Genomic DNA, 14,960 nt, shown 5'->3' on the forward strand with positions numbered 1-14,960 from the left:
TCCACCCGGAAACCCCTCCGGCCACAACCCGCAGATACGCCCGTCCATGGACCCCCTGGTCATCACTGCCCACACCCTGACGAGTGCCGCCGGCACCGGGATCGCCGCCAACGCCGAGGCCCTGCGCAGCGGCACCAGCGGACTGCGTGCCTGCGACCTGGAGCGCGTCAACCTGGACACCTACGTCGGCCGCGTGCCGGGTGTGGAAGCCATCGCCCTCGAGGGTGCCCTGGCCCCGTTCCAGTGTCGCAACAACCAGCTGGCCGAACTGGGGCTGCGCCAGGACGGCTTCATCGCTGCGGTGGCGGCTGCAGTGGAGCGCCACGGGGCCGATCGGGTAGCCGTTTTGCTGGGCACCAGCACCTCCGGGATCGCCGCCACCGAGGCCGCGTACCACCGGCGTGACCCGCAGACCGGGGCCCTGCCACCGGACTACGACTACCAGCACACCCAGAACATGTTCTCGCTGGCCGACTTTGTTGCCACCCGCCTCGGCCTGTCCGGCCCCGCCATGGTGGTCTCCACTGCCTGCTCGTCCAGCGCCAAGGTCTTTGCCGATGCCCGGCGCTACATCACGGCGGGACTGTGCGACGCCGCCGTGGTCGGCGGCGTCGACAGCCTGTGCGGCATGACGCTGTACGGCTTCAACGCCCTGCAGCTGGTCGCCGCGCAGCCCTGCACCCCGCTGGATCGCGACCGGGCCGGGATCTCCATCGGCGAGGCCGCCGGCTTCTTCCTGCTGGAGCGCCCCTCCGCGAATGCCCACGGCGCACGGCTGACCGGTTACGGCGAATCCAGCGATGCCCACCACATGTCCGCCCCGCACCCGGAAGGCCTGGGGGCCGCGACGGCACTACAGCAAGCCCTGGACCGTGCAGGGCGGCAAGGCGACGAGATCGACTATGTGCTGATGCATGCCACGGCGACCCCGGCCAACGACCGTTCCGAGGCCCGCGCCCTGATCCACCGCCTGGGCCCGACCCCGCGCGCGGTGGGCAGCAAGGGCCTGACCGGGCATACCCTCGGGGCCGCCGGCGCGGTGGGGGTCGCGCAGGCACTGGCCAGCCTGGCCGGCGGCTTCGTGCCGGCGACCGCCGGGCTGCGGCACCCGGACCCGGAACTGGGCCTGGATGCACGGGCAGAGACCGAGGAACGCCCGGTTCGGCGGGTCCTGGTCAACGCCTTCGGGTTCGGCGGAAACAACTGCAGCCTGCTGCTGGAGGCACCGCAATGAACACCATTGGTCTGCATGCGGTCGGACTGCTGGGCCCGGGACTGGACGACTTCGAGACCGCCCGCGCCATCCTCGCCGGCACGGCGCCTCTGGCGGGCGACGCGATCAATATCCCACCCGTGCGGCTGCTCCCCGCCAACGAGCGTCGACGCACCACGACCACGATCCGCCTGGCCCTGAAGGTGGCGGAAGAGGCCACAACCGACAGCGATCGCAGCCAACTGCGCAGCGTGTTCGCCTCGTCCTCCGGCGACATGGACATCATCGATCGCATCTGCGACGCGCTCACCCAGCCGGAGCCGGTGGTTTCGCCGGTCCAGTTCCACAATTCGGTGCACAACGCCCCGGCCGGTAACTGGTCGATCGCCACCCGCAACCCCGCCCCGGCGACCGCCGTATCCGGCTACAACGCCACGGTGGCCGCCGGCTTGCTGGAGGCCGCGACGCTGCAACAGTGCGAGGGTGGCGAGGTGCTGCTCACCTGCTACGACGTACCGTCGATGGAGACATTCATCCGCGTGCGCCCGATCCACCATGCGTTCGCGGTCGCCCTGCGCCTGGGGCCGGTGGAGGGCGCCACCTGGCGGCTGCAGATGGACCTCAAGGGACCCGCCACCGCCGATCGCTGCGTGGCAGACGAACTGGAGGCCCTGCGCGAGAGCAACCCAGCGGCACGCGCCCTGCCGCTGCTGGAGCAACTGGCCCGGGGCACGGCCGGCCATGTTACGCTTGACGCGCCGTTGGGCCGGTCGCTGAGCATCCGCATCGAGCCCTGAACAATCGCCCGGATCAGGAAGATCCCGCGCATGCCATCGCGACCCGAAACCCTGGATCACGACGCTATCTGCCGGCTGCTGCCGCACGCCGGGGCGATGTGCCTGCTGGATTCGGTAGAGGCCTGGTCCGACGACGCCATCCACTGTCGTGCCGACAGCCACCGGGATCCGGCCAACCCGCTGCGCGGGGAAGGCGGCCTGCATGCCCTGGGGGCACTGGAATACGGCGCCCAGGGCATGGCCGTGCACGGGGCGCTGCTGGCGGATGGCGGCCCGCCCCGGGCCGGCTACCTGGCGGCCGTGCGCAACCTGCAACTGCGGGTCCAACGTCTCGACGGCCTCGACGACCCGCTCGAGATCCACGCCGAACGCATCCTGTCGGATACCCACAGCTCGATCTACGACCTGCGGGTCACCGCCGGTGACCGGCCGGTGCTGAGCGCCCGCGCGACGGTGATCCTGCAACCCGCCGACGAGGAAAAGACCCCGTGACTGCACGCGCCCTGATTACCGGAGCCAGCGGCGCCATCGGCGCCGCCATTGCCCAAGCCCTGGCCGCGGCTGGCCATGAGGTGGTCCTGCACGCCCATCGCAATGCCGACGCGGCCGAAGCAACAGCCGCGGCCATCCGCGCCGACGGCGGCCAGGCCCGCGTGCTGGTGTTCGACATCACCGACGAGGGGGCCTGCCGCGAGGCCCTGGAGCCCCTGGCGGCCGAACAACCGGTGCAGATCCTGGTGCATAACGCAGGCATCCATGACGATGCGCCGCTGGCCGGAATGCGCCGCGAACAGTGGGACCGACCGATCGACGTCGGACTGAACGGCTTCTACAACGTCACCCAGCCACTGCTGCTGCCGATGATCACCACCCGCTGGGGCCGGGTCGTGGCGATCTCCTCCGTCGCCGGGCAGATCGGCAACCGCGGCCAGACCAACTATGCAGCGGCCAAGGCCGGGCTCCATGGTGCCATTCGCTCGCTGGCCCAGGAGGTCGCCTCCCGCGGGATTACCGCCAACGCGGTCGCCCCCGGCATCATCGAAAGCCCGATGAGCGATTCGAGCTTCGATGCCGACCGCATCCGCAGCGTCGTACCCATGCGCCGCGCCGGCCAGCCCGCGGAGGTCGCGAGTGTGGTCGGCTTCCTCGCCAGCGAGGGCGCCAGCTACGTGTCCGGTCAGGTGATCGGCGTCAACGGCGCCCTCGCCTGACCCCGCCATGAGCCACGTCGTTGCCCTGATCCCGGCCCACAACGAGGCCGCCACCATCGAAGACGTCGTCGCCGGCGCCCGCGCCCACGTGGACCGGGTGATCGTGGTGGACGACGGCTCCGAGGATGCGACCGCAAGCCTGATCGAGGACCAGGCGGAGGTCCTGCGCCTGTCCGAGAATGGCGGCAAGGCGGCCGCGTTGTGGGCCGGGATGCAGCATGCCCTGGCCACCGGGGCCGATGCCGTGGTGACCCTGGACGCCGACGGCCAGCACGACACCACGGAGATCCCGGCCCTCATCGCCGCCTGGCGCGAGACCCCCGAGCGGCTGATCCTGGGGGCCCGACTCAAGGGCCGCGAACATACCCCGCCGCTGCGCCTGTTCGGCAACCGCATGGCGGACTTCTGGATTGCCTGGGCCTCGGGGCAACCGCTGCAGGATTCGCAGTCGGGGTTCCGCCTGTATCCCGCGGCGCTATTGCGACGCCTCGAGCTGCGTCATCACCGGGCGCGCGGCTTCGTGTTCGAAAGCGAGGCCCTGATCGTCGCCGAGCGGCTGGGATTCCCGGTGCGAGTGGTCCCGGTACGCTGTATCTACCCGGAGAACCACCGCCCCAGCCATTACCGCGCGACCGCGGACACCCTGCGCATCATCGCCATGGTCGCCGGCCACCTGCTGCGCCGCGGGATGCGCCCGCTGGGGCTGTTGCGCTCGCGGGGCCTGGTGCGCTGAAGGCCCCGGCGTGCCGCTCCGGGCCGCGCCCTTGGAAACCACCGGCACGCGTGTCTACACTCTCGACGCACCCATCCCAGAAGGAAAACGCCATGAATACCAGGACGTTGCTGGTCATCCTGTTTGCCAGCCTGATCGCGCTGGCCGGCTGCCGCGGCACGGTCCCCGTGCACAACGTCAGCGATACCACGGTCACCGATGTTGCGGGTGAACGCCCCAGCGCCGAACAGATGGAACGCGCCATCCGCACCGCCGGAACGGCGCTGGGCTGGCGCATGGAAGAAGTGGAACCGGGGCTGCTCGAAGGGCGACTTGCGCTACGCGACCACGTCGCCGAAGTGGAGATCCCCTATGCGGCGGGTGAATACAGCATTCGCTACAAGGACAGCACCAACCTGAACTACGCGGACGGCAATATCCACCCGAACTACAACAACTGGATCCAGAATCTGGACAACCAGATCCGGGCGCAGATCTCCGCCCTCTGATCCCACCCCGCAGCGCGTCGGGCACACCCCGGCGCGGTGCGCACGCTCCAGGGCAAAGGGCCTTTCATCACGAAGCGCATGAAGGCGGGGAGATCGGAAGGAATGCGGTGACGGAAGCGTCTTGCGCCTCCGTTGCGGTCTTGCCCACCATCCAGTTTTACACCGACCGGGTGATGCTTTTCAGGTTTTCTTCGTCCCTTCCTGTGCGTCGCGGTGATCCCAAACCGACTCCGCGGTCACGGGTCAGTCGGGGCGCGGGCGTTCGTCCGGCTTGCGTGCCTCGCCCTCGGAACTCTTGGGGGTCGGCTCGTCGTCCTGGGCGTCCGATTCGTTGGCGCCGCCGGCCGCCTCGCCGGGACCGGCGCCGTAGTCACGGCGCGTCATGTGCGACAGCAACTGCCCGGCCCGGTCCTCGAGGCGATCACGGGTCGGCTTGTCTGCCAGTTCCTCCGCGCTCTGCGCCAGGTGGTGGTAGAGGTCGCGGTAGGAACCCGCCATGGTCGCGAACAGCGTGGCCGTGCGATCGAAATGGTCGTTGACCTGGCTGCGGTAGCGGGTCAGTTCCTGCATGCGCCGGTCGAGTTCCTCTTCCAGCTCGCGGATCAGCTTGCGCTCATCACTGGTGACGCGGCCCACCCAGAAACCCACGAGGGCGGCAACCACGATGGCCAGAATCCCGAGGGCCACCCACAGCCCCACTGCTGTCTGTTCTTCCACCACGACATCCTCTGAAAATGGAGCCGCCATTGTGCCGCAGGCCCTCGCCGAACGCACTGCCGGGCATGCTAACCTCGCCACAACAGGGACACCGGAACCACGCAGGAAGGCCCCCGGAAGCCGTTTCAATCCGCCGTACAACCAAGAGCCAGACCCACCATGATCGAACCGCAACATGCCCAGCAGATCCGCCAGGCCCAGGCCGGCCTGATCAACCTGGTGGTGCAGGCCACCCAGAACCCGGAGACCCGCCGCGAACTGGAGCCAGTGCTGAACCAGGCCCACGAGGCCGGCTGGGGCGAGCTGATCCTGCGCATCCGCCGCGTGCTCGAAGGCGAACGCGACACGTCCCTGCTGCAGGGGCTGGACGACGAGGACACGGTGATCCTGACGGCGATCCTGGCCGGCCTGCAGGATCCCTCCACCCTGCCGGACCCCGAGCAAAGCGGCGATCCGGCGCAGGCCGCACCGGGGCTGGCCCAGATGATCCACGGCGCGGCCCACGGAGACGCCCAGTCGCTGCACTGGCTGTCGCAGATGGCCGAACAGATGAGCCGGGCCGGGGGCGACATGGCGCGCCTCGGTGGCATCACCAAGCGCCTGGTGGACGGCGAGCGTGACCCGGATGTGCTGTGCCGCGGCATGGACGCCCAGGGCGAGTCGCTGGTGCTCTCGATCCTCTCGGAGCTGGGCAAGCTCGAGCACCACTGACCAACCCGTGCGCCATTCCAGCATTTGCAGGCCGCGCGGCCGAGGCACGTTCCGCCTCGAGCATCTGATGCTGGCCGTAATTGCCCTGTGGCTCCTGCAAGGCTGCGCCGCAGTCACCCTGCAGCCGCCGGCCGAACCGGAAGACCCGGTCACCGTGGCACTCCTGGACCACGGCCATCACTCCAGTCTGGTCCTGCCGACCGCGACCCCGGACGCCTGGCTGCGCTATTCCTACGGCGACTGGTCGTTTTACGTCGAGCGGCGAATCAACCCCCTGCAGGGGCTGGCCGGGCTGTTCCTGCCCACACGGGCGGGCCTCGGCCGGCAATCCCTGACCGGCTCCAACCTGGAGGACGCGACGGCAACCCAGTTGCGCGTGCCGCTGGAGGAACTGCATCTGCTGACGGTCCCCGGGGCCAGGGTTACGGCACTGCGCGAGGCGCTGGAGGAAATCTGGCAGGCGGGCCACGATGACCGCAAGGTATCGACAGAATGGGACATGGCCTTTGTCGAACACCCCGAGGCCTACACCCTGCGCAACAACTCCAACCGCATGGTCGCGCACTGGCTGACGGCCCTGGAGGTCGATGTCTCGCGCCTCCCGATCATGTCCAACTGGAAGCTCGACTCACCCTGAGGTCAATCAGGGCCCCCTCACCACGAAGCGTGCGAACCTAACCCTTCGTGCGCGCTTCGTGGTGGATAAACGCCGGGCGTCAAAGGCGGTGGGCCCACTCCAGGACGGCATCCTGCAGGTTCCGACCGAGGCCCTGATGCGCGCGGGGGTCGTTGACCAGCACTACCACGGCCAGGTCGTCCCCGCCTTGCGTGCGCACGTAGCCGGCGACCGCAGAGACCTCGTTGAGGTGCCCCGTCTTCAGGTGCATCTGCCCGCGCAGGTCGCGCTGGCTGCCGTTGCGGAAGCGATTGCGCAGGGTCCCGTCCAGCCCGGCCAGGGCCAGGGAGGACTGGAATTCCGGACGGTGAGAGTGCTGCCATCCGCCCTCGAGGATCTGGCCCAGCTGGCGCGCGGTCATGCGGGTGTCGCGGCTGAGCCCCGACCCGTTGTCGACCACCATGCCACCCACCTCGACCCCCAACCCGCGCAGCGACTCCAGCAGGGCCTGCTGCCCCTTCTCCAGCGTGGCCGGCGGGGTGAAGTGACGCGCCCCCAGGGTCAGCAGCAGGTGGCGGGTCATCACGTTGGAGCTCCACTTGTTGGAGACCCGGATCAGATCCGCCAGCGGCCGCGAGGTATGACGCAGGATCGGTTCGTCGTACAGCACCGGCAGCACGCCGGGGCGAATGTCGCCGGTCAGCTCACCGCCCCACTGCGCCCAGTGCAGACGGAACATCTCGGCGTGATTGGCCTCCGGCGTCAGGACCGTCCTCAGCAGTTCGTAGTCCCCGCAGTTAACCGGGTACTCGCCGGACAAGGTCACGCGTTGCGCCTCGGGATCGGCGTCAAAGCGAATGCCCCGTTGCCAGGCCCCGCAGCTGCCACGCGACGGCTGCAGGCGATTCTCGATCGTCAGCCCCGGCAGCGGCGGATCCACGGTCACGTCAATCCCGTTCCCATGCCGCTCCGGCCGCACACGGAAGCGCTGGGCGTTGGCGTTTACGTGCAGGGCATAGGGAAGCTGGTTGTAGGCCCGCAGCGGCTGGTCATTGAATGCGGCCGGATGGCCCGGAGGCAGTTCGAAATGCGAGGCGTCGAGGATGACGTTGCCCTCGATGCGCCGCAGCCCGGTCTGACGCAACTGCCCCAGCATGCGCCAGTGCTCCTCGCTGACCATGCCGGGGTCCCCGGTCCCGCGGATCACCAGATCGCCGCGCAATACACCGTCGCGCACCGGACGCGTGGCCCACACCTCGGTGGTCCAGGTGTACTCCGGCCCCAGCTCGTGCAAGGCCGCCAGCGAGGTGGCCAGCTTGATGGTGGAGGCCGGGTTGTACGGCTGATCGGCATTCAGGCGCGCGAGGACCGCGCCATCGGACATCCGCTGCACCCACAGGCCCACATTTGCCGGCGGCAGACGCTGGTTCTCGATCGCCCGCTGCAGCGGTCCCGGGAGATGCTCGAACTGGGCCTGTGCGGCCAGCGGTGCCAGCCACAACAAGAGGATCAGAGCGACGGATACGAAACACCAGGAAGGTCCGGACCGGGGCCCGGGGCGACGCGAAAAACGACAAGGGGACATTGAGACCAGCCATCCTGCATGAGAGCCTTCGGCAACGGCCCCTATAGTGTGCCGCCATCCCGGCCGCGACAAGCCCTCCGGATGGGCTTCGTCACGCCCAGGGGAAATCGATCACCTGATCGATACGCGACACCCCCAACAGACGCATCAGCAGCCGGTCCACGCCCAGGGCCACGCCCGCGCAGTCCGGCAGACCCGACTCCAGCGCCGCCTCCAGGTGATCGTCCACGGGCGGAAGGGGCTGGCCGCGCGCGCGGCGCTGAGCGATGTCCCGCTCGCGGCGCTGGCGAAACACTGCGGGGTCGGTCAGCTCGTGATAGCCGTTGGCCAGCTCCAGGTCGCCCCAGTAGAGCTCGAAACGGGCGGCATAGCCCGGCCGGTCCGCGCAGGGGCGCGCGAGGACGGCCTGGCTCTCGGGGTAGTCGAACAGGATTGTCAGCCGGTCCGGCGGGAAGCCCGGCGCGATCACCAGGCTGATCAGGGCATCCAGCCAGCCATCCCGATCCAGCCCGCCGCGGATGACCAGCCCGTGGTCCCCCGCGACCCGTTCCAGCTCCGCGGCATTCGTCTCCGCCGGGTCCACCCCCAAAGTCGAGCGAAACAGATCGGCATAGGCGATCGCCTCGCACCCCCGGGGCGCGTGCCAGTCGGGAGACTGCGCGGCCTGATCCGCGATCAGGGCCACCACCTCGCGCGCCAGTGCATGGTGATCCAGGCCCAGGCGATACCACTCCAGCAGAGTGAATTCGGGGTTGTGCCGCGGGCCGGATTCACCCCCGCGGAACACCCGTGCGATCTGGTAGATATCCGGGGCGCCGTCCGCCAGCAGGCGCTTCATCGGGTACTCCGGCGAGGTCTGCAGGTAGCCGCGCTCGCCGCCGGGGGCCTGCGCCTCCCAGCTCTCCAGCATTGGATCTTGCGGCGCGCCCCGGCTCAGGATCGGGGTCTCGACCTCGAGCACCCCGCGGGCCGCGAAGAACGCCCGCAACCCGGCCAGGAGGCGGGCGCGCGCCGCGCGGGCCGGCGCCGCACCCGGACGCCAGTCGGTCATGTCGCAGCGCCTGCCGGGGTGCGGCTCACACGCGCGAGACGTACTCGCCGTTGCGGGTATCCACCTTCACCGTCTCGCCCTCTTCGACGAACAACGGGACCTTGACCACCGCGCCGCTCTCCAGCGTGGCCGGCTTGGTGCCGCCCTGCGCGGTGTCACCGCGCAGGCCCGGATCGCACTGGGTGATCTTCAGCTCGGTGAAGGACGGCGGCACCACCGACAGCGGCTCGCCGTTCCACAGGGTCACGGTGCAAATATCCTGTTCCTTCAGCCACTGCCCGGAATCACCCAGTGCGGCCTCCCCGACGGCATACTGCTCGAAGGTGTCCGGCACCATGAAGTGCCAGAACTCGCCATCGTTGTAGAGATACTGCATCTCGGTATCCATCACGTCGGCGGCCTCCACCGACTCGCCGGACTTGAAGGTCTTCTCCAGCACCCGGCCGGTACGCAGATTGCGCAGCTTGACCCGGCTGAAGGCCTGGCCCTTGCCCGGCTTGACGAACTCGTTCTCCACGATGGCCTGCGGGTCACCATCCAGCAGGAGCTTGAGACCGGCCTTGAATTCGTTGGTACTGTAGGTTGCCATTGCGCGCTGTCCCTCGATGATGCGTGGCGCGGACATGCCGCCCCGTCCGGAAACGATTCATGCCCACAAAGCCCGTCATGATAACGCGCGCGCCGCGCGGAACCCAGCCACCCGAACCGGCATCCACACCGGCCTGGCAGCAGGCGCTGGCGCGCGCGATCGCCGATCCCGAGATCCTCGTGGAACGCCTGGGGCTTCCGCCGGGGGCGCTGCCGGGCATGCACGCCGGGCATCAACTGTTCCGCACCCGCATCCCGGAGAGCTACCTGACGCGCATCCGCCCCGGCGACCCGTGGGATCCCCTGCTGTTGCAGGCCCTGCCGGACGCGCGCGAGGCCATCGAGTCCCCGGGCTTCGTCAGTGACCCGGTCGGCGACCATGAGGCCCTGGCCGCCCCCGGCCTGGTGCACAAGTACCATGGCCGGGTGCTGCTGCTGACCACCGGGGCCTGCGCCATCCATTGCCGCTACTGCTTCCGCCGCGAGTTCGACTATGCCGACCACAATCCGGCCCGGGACGATTGGGAACCCGCGCTGAACTACATTGCCGCGCATCCGGACATCCGCGAGGTCATCCTCAGCGGCGGCGACCCGCTGAGCCTGTCGGATACCCGCCTGGAACGGCTAACGGACCGGCTCGGAAACATCCCGCACCTCGAGCGCCTGCGCATCCACACACGCCTGCCGGTGGTGCTGCCGGAACGGGTCGACGACCGCCTGCTGGCCTGGCTCGGCAAGGGCCGTCTGCAGCACATCCTGGTGCTGCACGCGAATCACCCGCGCGAGTTCGCCGCACCGGCCGATGCCGCGATCGATCGCCTGCGCGCCGCCGGGGTCACGCTCCTCAACCAGGCGGTACTGCTGGCCGGCATCAACGACGACACCGAGACCCTGATTGAACTCCAGGAGGCCGGCTTCCGCCTGGGCGTGCTGCCCTACTACCTGCACCAGCTCGACCGCACCCGCGGCACAGCCCACTTCGAGGTACCGGACGCCCGCGCGCGCGAACTCTACCGCGCCCTGCACGCCCGCCTGCCGGGCTACCTGGTCCCGCGACTGGCGCGCGAGATCGCCGGAGAACCCGGAAAGACCCTGCAGACACCCTTTCCCGCACGTAAATGAGCGACGCCTGCACCCACACCGAATCCGCGGTTTGCTGCTAAAGTAACGCCAGAACCCTGCAACCGGCCCAGCAACCACTGGACACGCCCATGCTGCAAGCCCTGCCCGAGCTGCCCACCCAACCGGCCGGTCCCGACAGCTTCCCCCACCAGACCCCGCAAGCACTGGACGCCTGGTGTGCGGAGCTGCCCGGCAGCGAGCCGGAGCTCGGCATCCAGCGCATCCGCGAGGCCCTCGACGGGCTGAACGCGATCGTACTTCGCCCCGGAACCCGAGCGACGCTGGTCGCAATACTGGAAGATCATCTCCTGCCGCTACTCCCGGCCATGGAGCGACTGCTGCGCCAGCGGCCCCTGCCGCTGGGGAACCGCAGCCGCAAGCGTGCCGATGTTTACAGCGCCGCTGTGCGCGCCCTCCTCAACGCGGAGCTGCTGGTGGTCCGCGAACGCGCGGACGCGCACGACAACCGCCACGCGAAACGCCTGACGGCGCCCCTGCAGGCCGCAGTCGCACTGCTTGGGACCCTGAGCATGCACCACTGGCGGCTGTACCAGTCCGTGCCGCCGGGCCACTGGCAGCGGCTGTTCGATGTGCTGCGCCTGGCGCGTGAGCAGGGAATCGCCGACGAGCGGCCCGCCACCGACAAGCGCTTCGGCCCGCTGGAGGTGGACCGCATCGAAGCCATGAGCGCACGGCTGATGATACTGGGCAGCACCGACCCCAATGCGATGAAGATGGGCGAAATGGACTTGCTGGCTCGCTGGGCCAACACCCTGCCCCTTGCCTGCACCCCCGCCCCCGACCCGGAACAGCACCCCGACCTTCCCGTGCTGCGCTGCGATCTCGACCGCGACCACGCCCCGGGCCTGGCCCTGCGCGGGACACCGGCGACCGAACCCGCCTGCTTCATTGAGCTGACGCCGGCGCTGGACGCCCTTCGTGAACGCCCCGACGACCTGGAACCGCGCGGCCGCGGCGAGGGACAGCCGCTGGCCGAACACTTGTTGCGCCTGTGGTCGAACCTGCCGACCCGCCGTCACAGTCGCGAAAGCGCCAGCGATCTGCAGCGGATCTGCGTGATGGGCCTGGAACGTATCCATGATTTCCTGCTGATGGAGATGGGCAGCCGGCGTGGGTCCGAGACCGAGACCACCGGGGCAGCGGAAGCGCCGGAGACCGGCCTGAAATCCCTGCACGAACGCGACCGCGGCGTCAGCGTGTTCGAAATGTCGAAGGCCGCGCTGCGCGGTTCGGATCTCGCCCTGGTAGACAGCCCGCACCGTTCCGTCCGCGAGCGTGACCTGCAGCCACTTGCGGACGACTCGCCGAATACCGCCGCGACCGCCTGGGAGGATGTCGGGCGCGGGCTCGAGATCGCCGCCCGCGATGAATCCACGGGACCGATCACCAAGCGTCACCCCCCGGAACACTGGCAGGTGGACGACATCGGCGCCGGCGGCGTGCGTCTGCGCCTGGACAGCCCCCAACAGCCCTTGCTGATCGGGGACCTCGTCGGCTTGCGTGCCGTGGATGGTCATCGCTGGACCATCGGGGTCCTGCGCTGGATTCGCTTCGACGACCAGGCCGGCAGCCTGATCAGCATCGGCGTGGAGTTTCTCGCCGATCGCTGCCTGCCCATGCAGATTCAGGATTTCCGCAATGGCATGGCGGCGGGGGTCCCGCAATCAGGACTGTTCGCCCCGCAGCGCACCGATGCCGACGGGGCGGTACTGTTCCTGCCGGCGCAGGTGTTCGATCATGAACAACGTGTCGTCTGCTGGCTGAACAGGCGCGCCCGTGTTCTGGAACTGGACAGCGAGCGCACGGGCACTACGCTGTTTACCGAGGTCGGGTGCCGCATGACGGCCCTGGAGGTCCGCCAACCGGCTGGCGAGACGCCCGACACCGCCGACGGACCGGCCATCGCGGATGACGACGGACCGCCATTCACCACCCGCAACCGCGACGACTAGCCCCATGAACGAAACGATTCGCACGCTCTTCGTGACCAGCAACCCGAACCGGGCTGAAGAGGTCATCAGCAGTATCCGGACCCGCGGCAGCGCGATCCGACCGGAGCAGGTATCCGGTAGCGACGCCCTGGCCGAGGCGCTGGAGGGCCGGCGCTTCGACGTGATCGTCCTGATCGAACCCGGCCTGGCCCTGACCCGGGAACACGTCGACGCGGCGCTGCACGCATCCGGTCGACGCACCCCGCTGGTCATCATGACCGAGCGCCCCGAACCCGCGCGCATAGACGACTACGAGGCTGGCGCCTATGCCGTCGTCGATCACGAACTGCACGAACTGGCCGGCATCCTTGCGGTGCGCGCTGCCGAGCAGTTCCAGCTGCGCCAGCGGATGGGGCGCATGGACGCATCGCTGCAGGAGTCCGAACGCCGCTGCCAACTGTTGCTGGACAACTCGCGCGACGCCATCGCCTACGTCCACGAGGGCATGCACATCTATGCCAACGCGTCCTGGCGCGAGCGCTTCGGGATTGCCGATCCGGAGGAAGTGGAAGGCCTGCCGCTGATGGACCTGATCGCCCCGGAGAGCCGCGACGAACTGAAAGGCCTGCTGCGCCGCTTCCAGAGTGGCGAGGAAGGTGACCAGACCCATCAGGCCTTCCAGCTGCAGGCGTTTGACGGCACGCCGTTCGAGGCCAACCTGCGTCTGTCCACCGCCAGCGTCGAGGGGGAGGCCTGCACCCAGGTGCTGCTGGACTCGGCCCAGGAGGACCCGGAGCTGGCCGAGAAGATCGACTACCTCTCGCAGCGTGACCTGGTCACCGGGCTCTACAACCGCCAGCACTTCTCCGGGATGATCGAGACCGCGCAGAGCCAGGCCGCGCAATCGGAAAAGCCCTTCGCCCTGGTCACCCTTGCGGTGGACCGTTTCCCCGAGATCCGGGCCAACGTCGGCATGTCCGCGAGCGATCTGCTGCTTGCCGATATCGGCAAGCTGATCGAGGATCACTTTCCCGACCCGGCCATCGCCGCACGCCTGGAGGCCGAGCACTTCGGGATCGTGGTCCCCGACACCCGGCGCAACGAGGTGGAGGCCCGCATCCACGGTCTGATGGAAGCGGTCACCGGACGTGTCTTCGAGCTCGGCAACGCCTCGACCAACTGCAGCCTGTCGGCCGGCATCGTGATCGCCGACGAGACGGCGGTGGATACCGAAGAACTGCTGACCCACGCCGACCGCGCCCTGCAAGAGGCCGTGGAGGCCGGGGGCGGAAACCACCGCTTCTTCCGTCCCGCAGAGGGCGAGATGACCCAGGCGCAGAACGACCAGCAGTGGAAGCTGCGCATTCAGGACGCCCTGGAACACGACCGCCTGGAACTGCTGTATCAGCCGATCGTGAACCTGCACGGTGCCGATCGCCCGCGCTACTCGGTCTTCGTGCGCCTGCGTGACGCCGAGGGGCATATCCACGAGCCGGATGCCTTCCTGCCCAGTGCCGAGCGCACCGAGATGGCGGCACCCATCGACCGCTGGGTCCTGAAGACTGCGCTGCAGATGCTGGCGGAACAGCTGAAGAAAGACCCGACCACCCAGTTCTTCCTCAAACTGACCAACGGCTCCCTGGGCGACCCCTCCGTGGTCAGCTGGCTGCACGACGACCTGCACGGCATGCGCATCCCCGCCGACAACGTGGTCGTCGAGCTGAAGGAACCCACCGTGGTTACCCACCTGAAGCCGGCGATCCACGTCGCCCGCGGGCTGCAGGAAATGCACGGCCATCTGTGCATCGACGACTTCGGCAGCGGCCTGAACCCGTTCCAGCTCCTGCAGCATCTGGAGGCGGATCACATCAAGCTGGACCCGTCCTACGTGAAGAACCTGGCCGAGAGCGAGGAGAACCAGCAGTTGATCCGCGAACATACCGATGCCGCGCATGCCAAGGGCAAGCAGGTCATCGTGCCCTATGTCGAGGACGCCAGCGTGCTCGCCGTGCTCTACAGCCTGAACGTGAACCTCGTTCAGGGCTACTTCCTGCAGGCACCGATGCCCGCCCCCACCTTCGATTTCACCTCGACCTGAGCCCCCATCTCGCGGACTCCGGCTTCTCCCACAGAACGCGCAGAGGACACGGCACCGGGCAGGTCAAGGGCGACTCAC

General features: G+C 68.7%; 15 protein-coding genes. 11 read left to right on the top strand and 4 right to left on the bottom strand.

Features of this window, described 5'->3' with window-relative positions; translation table 11 throughout:
• Nucleotides 1-46 precede the first annotated feature (46 nt).
• From D573_RS0100055 to D573_RS0100080, 6 genes are all read left to right on the top strand, one after another.
• On the top strand, nt 47-1,234 hold the full coding sequence (locus D573_RS0100055; RefSeq protein WP_018937224.1) for a beta-ketoacyl-[acyl-carrier-protein] synthase family protein: 1,188 nt from the start codon (nt 47-49) through the stop codon (nt 1,232-1,234).
• Nucleotides 1,231-2,010 (top strand): beta-ketoacyl synthase chain length factor, encoded by a 780-nt coding sequence (locus D573_RS0100060; RefSeq protein ID WP_018169141.1) that lies wholly within the window; start codon nt 1,231-1,233, stop codon nt 2,008-2,010. Before D573_RS0100055 ends, D573_RS0100060 begins: the two co-directional genes overlap by 4 nt.
• Before the next feature lie 30 nt (nt 2,011-2,040).
• On the top strand, nt 2,041-2,502 hold the full coding sequence (locus tag D573_RS0100065) for a hypothetical protein (protein ID WP_018937225.1): 462 nt from the start codon (nt 2,041-2,043) through the stop codon (nt 2,500-2,502).
• Nucleotides 2,499-3,221 carry a 3-oxoacyl-ACP reductase FabG gene (fabG, locus tag D573_RS0100070; RefSeq protein ID WP_018937226.1) on the top strand — a complete coding sequence of 241 codons (723 nt, stop codon included), beginning with the start codon at nt 2,499-2,501 and terminating at the stop codon, nt 3,219-3,221. The genes D573_RS0100065 and fabG overlap by 4 nt, the downstream gene beginning before the upstream one ends.
• A gap of 7 nt (nt 3,222-3,228) precedes the next feature.
• Nucleotides 3,229-3,954, top strand: a complete 726-nt coding sequence (locus tag D573_RS0100075) for a glycosyltransferase family 2 protein (protein ID WP_018937227.1) — start codon at nt 3,229-3,231, stop codon at nt 3,952-3,954.
• Between the two features lie 92 nt (nt 3,955-4,046).
• A complete protein-coding gene (locus D573_RS0100080) occupies nt 4,047-4,442 on the top strand; it encodes a hypothetical protein (RefSeq protein WP_018145355.1) in 396 nt (131 codons plus the stop codon).
• A gap of 243 nt (nt 4,443-4,685) precedes the next feature.
• On the opposite strand, the gene D573_RS0100085 is transcribed toward D573_RS0100080, so the two are convergent.
• On the bottom strand, nt 4,686-5,159 hold the full coding sequence (locus D573_RS0100085) for a YhcB family protein (RefSeq protein WP_018145354.1): 474 nt from the start codon (nt 5,157-5,159) through the stop codon (nt 4,686-4,688).
• Nucleotides 5,160-5,318: 159 nt separating this feature from the next.
• Between D573_RS0100085 and D573_RS0100090 the strand changes: the two genes are divergently transcribed.
• The gene (locus tag D573_RS0100090; RefSeq protein ID WP_018145353.1) at nt 5,319-5,870 is read left to right on the top strand and encodes a hypothetical protein; all 552 of its coding nucleotides are present in this window, start codon (nt 5,319-5,321) and stop codon (nt 5,868-5,870) included.
• A 67-nt stretch (nt 5,871-5,937) separates the two neighbouring features.
• Entirely contained in the window at nt 5,938-6,507 is a 570-nt protein-coding gene (locus D573_RS0100095) for a hypothetical protein (RefSeq protein ID WP_018937228.1), read from the top strand.
• 79 nt (nt 6,508-6,586) lie between these two features.
• On the opposite strand, the gene dacB is transcribed toward D573_RS0100095, so the two are convergent.
• The 3 genes from dacB to efp all read right to left on the bottom strand — a co-directional run bounded on the left by dacB (nt 6,587) and on the right by efp (nt 9,711).
• Entirely contained in the window at nt 6,587-7,987 is a 1,401-nt protein-coding gene (gene dacB, locus D573_RS0100100; protein WP_018937229.1) for a D-alanyl-D-alanine carboxypeptidase/D-alanyl-D-alanine-endopeptidase, read from the bottom strand.
• 175 nt (nt 7,988-8,162) lie between these two features.
• Complete coding sequence (gene epmA / locus D573_RS0100105) at nt 8,163-9,122, bottom strand: EF-P lysine aminoacylase EpmA (RefSeq protein WP_018175849.1); 960 nt, start codon at nt 9,120-9,122, stop codon at nt 8,163-8,165.
• 25 nt (nt 9,123-9,147) lie between these two features.
• Complete coding sequence (gene efp, locus D573_RS0100110; RefSeq protein WP_026182087.1) at nt 9,148-9,711, bottom strand: elongation factor P; 564 nt, start codon at nt 9,709-9,711, stop codon at nt 9,148-9,150.
• A 77-nt stretch (nt 9,712-9,788) separates the two neighbouring features.
• On the opposite strand from efp, the gene epmB reads away from it, so the two are divergent.
• The 3 genes from epmB (at nt 9,789) to D573_RS0100125 (ending at nt 14,882) form a co-directional block, all read left to right on the top strand.
• Nucleotides 9,789-10,832: an EF-P beta-lysylation protein EpmB gene (epmB, locus tag D573_RS0100115; protein WP_018937230.1), complete on the top strand. Its 1,044-nt coding sequence runs from the start codon at nt 9,789-9,791 to the stop codon at nt 10,830-10,832.
• An 89-nt stretch (nt 10,833-10,921) separates the two neighbouring features.
• Complete coding sequence (locus tag D573_RS0100120; RefSeq protein WP_018937231.1) at nt 10,922-12,805, top strand: hypothetical protein; 1,884 nt, start codon at nt 10,922-10,924, stop codon at nt 12,803-12,805.
• Nucleotides 12,806-12,809: 4 nt separating this feature from the next.
• Nucleotides 12,810-14,882, top strand: a complete 2,073-nt coding sequence (locus D573_RS0100125) for an EAL domain-containing protein (RefSeq protein WP_018937232.1) — start codon at nt 12,810-12,812, stop codon at nt 14,880-14,882.
• The last annotated feature ends 78 nt before the right edge of the window (nt 14,883-14,960 follow it).

The organism is Thioalkalivibrio sp. AKL9, from assembly GCF_000377825.1.
GTDB classification, from domain to species: Bacteria; Pseudomonadota; Gammaproteobacteria; order Ectothiorhodospirales; family Ectothiorhodospiraceae; genus Thioalkalivibrio; species Thioalkalivibrio versutus.

Bases quoted from the DNA above. Each gene is read 5' to 3' on its own strand.
- D573_RS0100055 (WP_018937224.1), top strand. From the start codon at position 47: ATGGACCCCCTGGTCATCACTGCCCACACCCTGACGAGTGCCGCCGGC.
- D573_RS0100060 (WP_018169141.1), top strand. From the start codon at position 1,231: ATGAACACCATTGGTCTGCATGCGGTCGGACTGCTGGGCCCGGGACTG.
- D573_RS0100065 (WP_018937225.1), top strand. From the start codon at position 2,041: ATGCCATCGCGACCCGAAACCCTGGATCACGACGCTATCTGCCGGCTG.
- D573_RS0100075 (WP_018937227.1), top strand. From the start codon at position 3,229: ATGAGCCACGTCGTTGCCCTGATCCCGGCCCACAACGAGGCCGCCACC.
- D573_RS0100080 (WP_018145355.1), top strand. From the start codon at position 4,047: ATGAATACCAGGACGTTGCTGGTCATCCTGTTTGCCAGCCTGATCGCG.
- D573_RS0100090 (WP_018145353.1), top strand. From the start codon at position 5,319: ATGATCGAACCGCAACATGCCCAGCAGATCCGCCAGGCCCAGGCCGGC.
- D573_RS0100095 (WP_018937228.1), top strand. From the start codon at position 5,938: ATGCTGGCCGTAATTGCCCTGTGGCTCCTGCAAGGCTGCGCCGCAGTC.
- epmA (WP_018175849.1), bottom strand. From the start codon at position 9,122: ATGACCGACTGGCGTCCGGGTGCGGCGCCGGCCCGCGCGGCGCGCGCC.
- efp (WP_026182087.1), bottom strand. From the start codon at position 9,711: ATGGCAACCTACAGTACCAACGAATTCAAGGCCGGTCTCAAGCTCCTG.
- epmB (WP_018937230.1), top strand. From the start codon at position 9,789: ATGATAACGCGCGCGCCGCGCGGAACCCAGCCACCCGAACCGGCATCC.
- D573_RS0100120 (WP_018937231.1), top strand. From the start codon at position 10,922: ATGCTGCAAGCCCTGCCCGAGCTGCCCACCCAACCGGCCGGTCCCGAC.
- D573_RS0100125 (WP_018937232.1), top strand. From the start codon at position 12,810: ATGAACGAAACGATTCGCACGCTCTTCGTGACCAGCAACCCGAACCGG.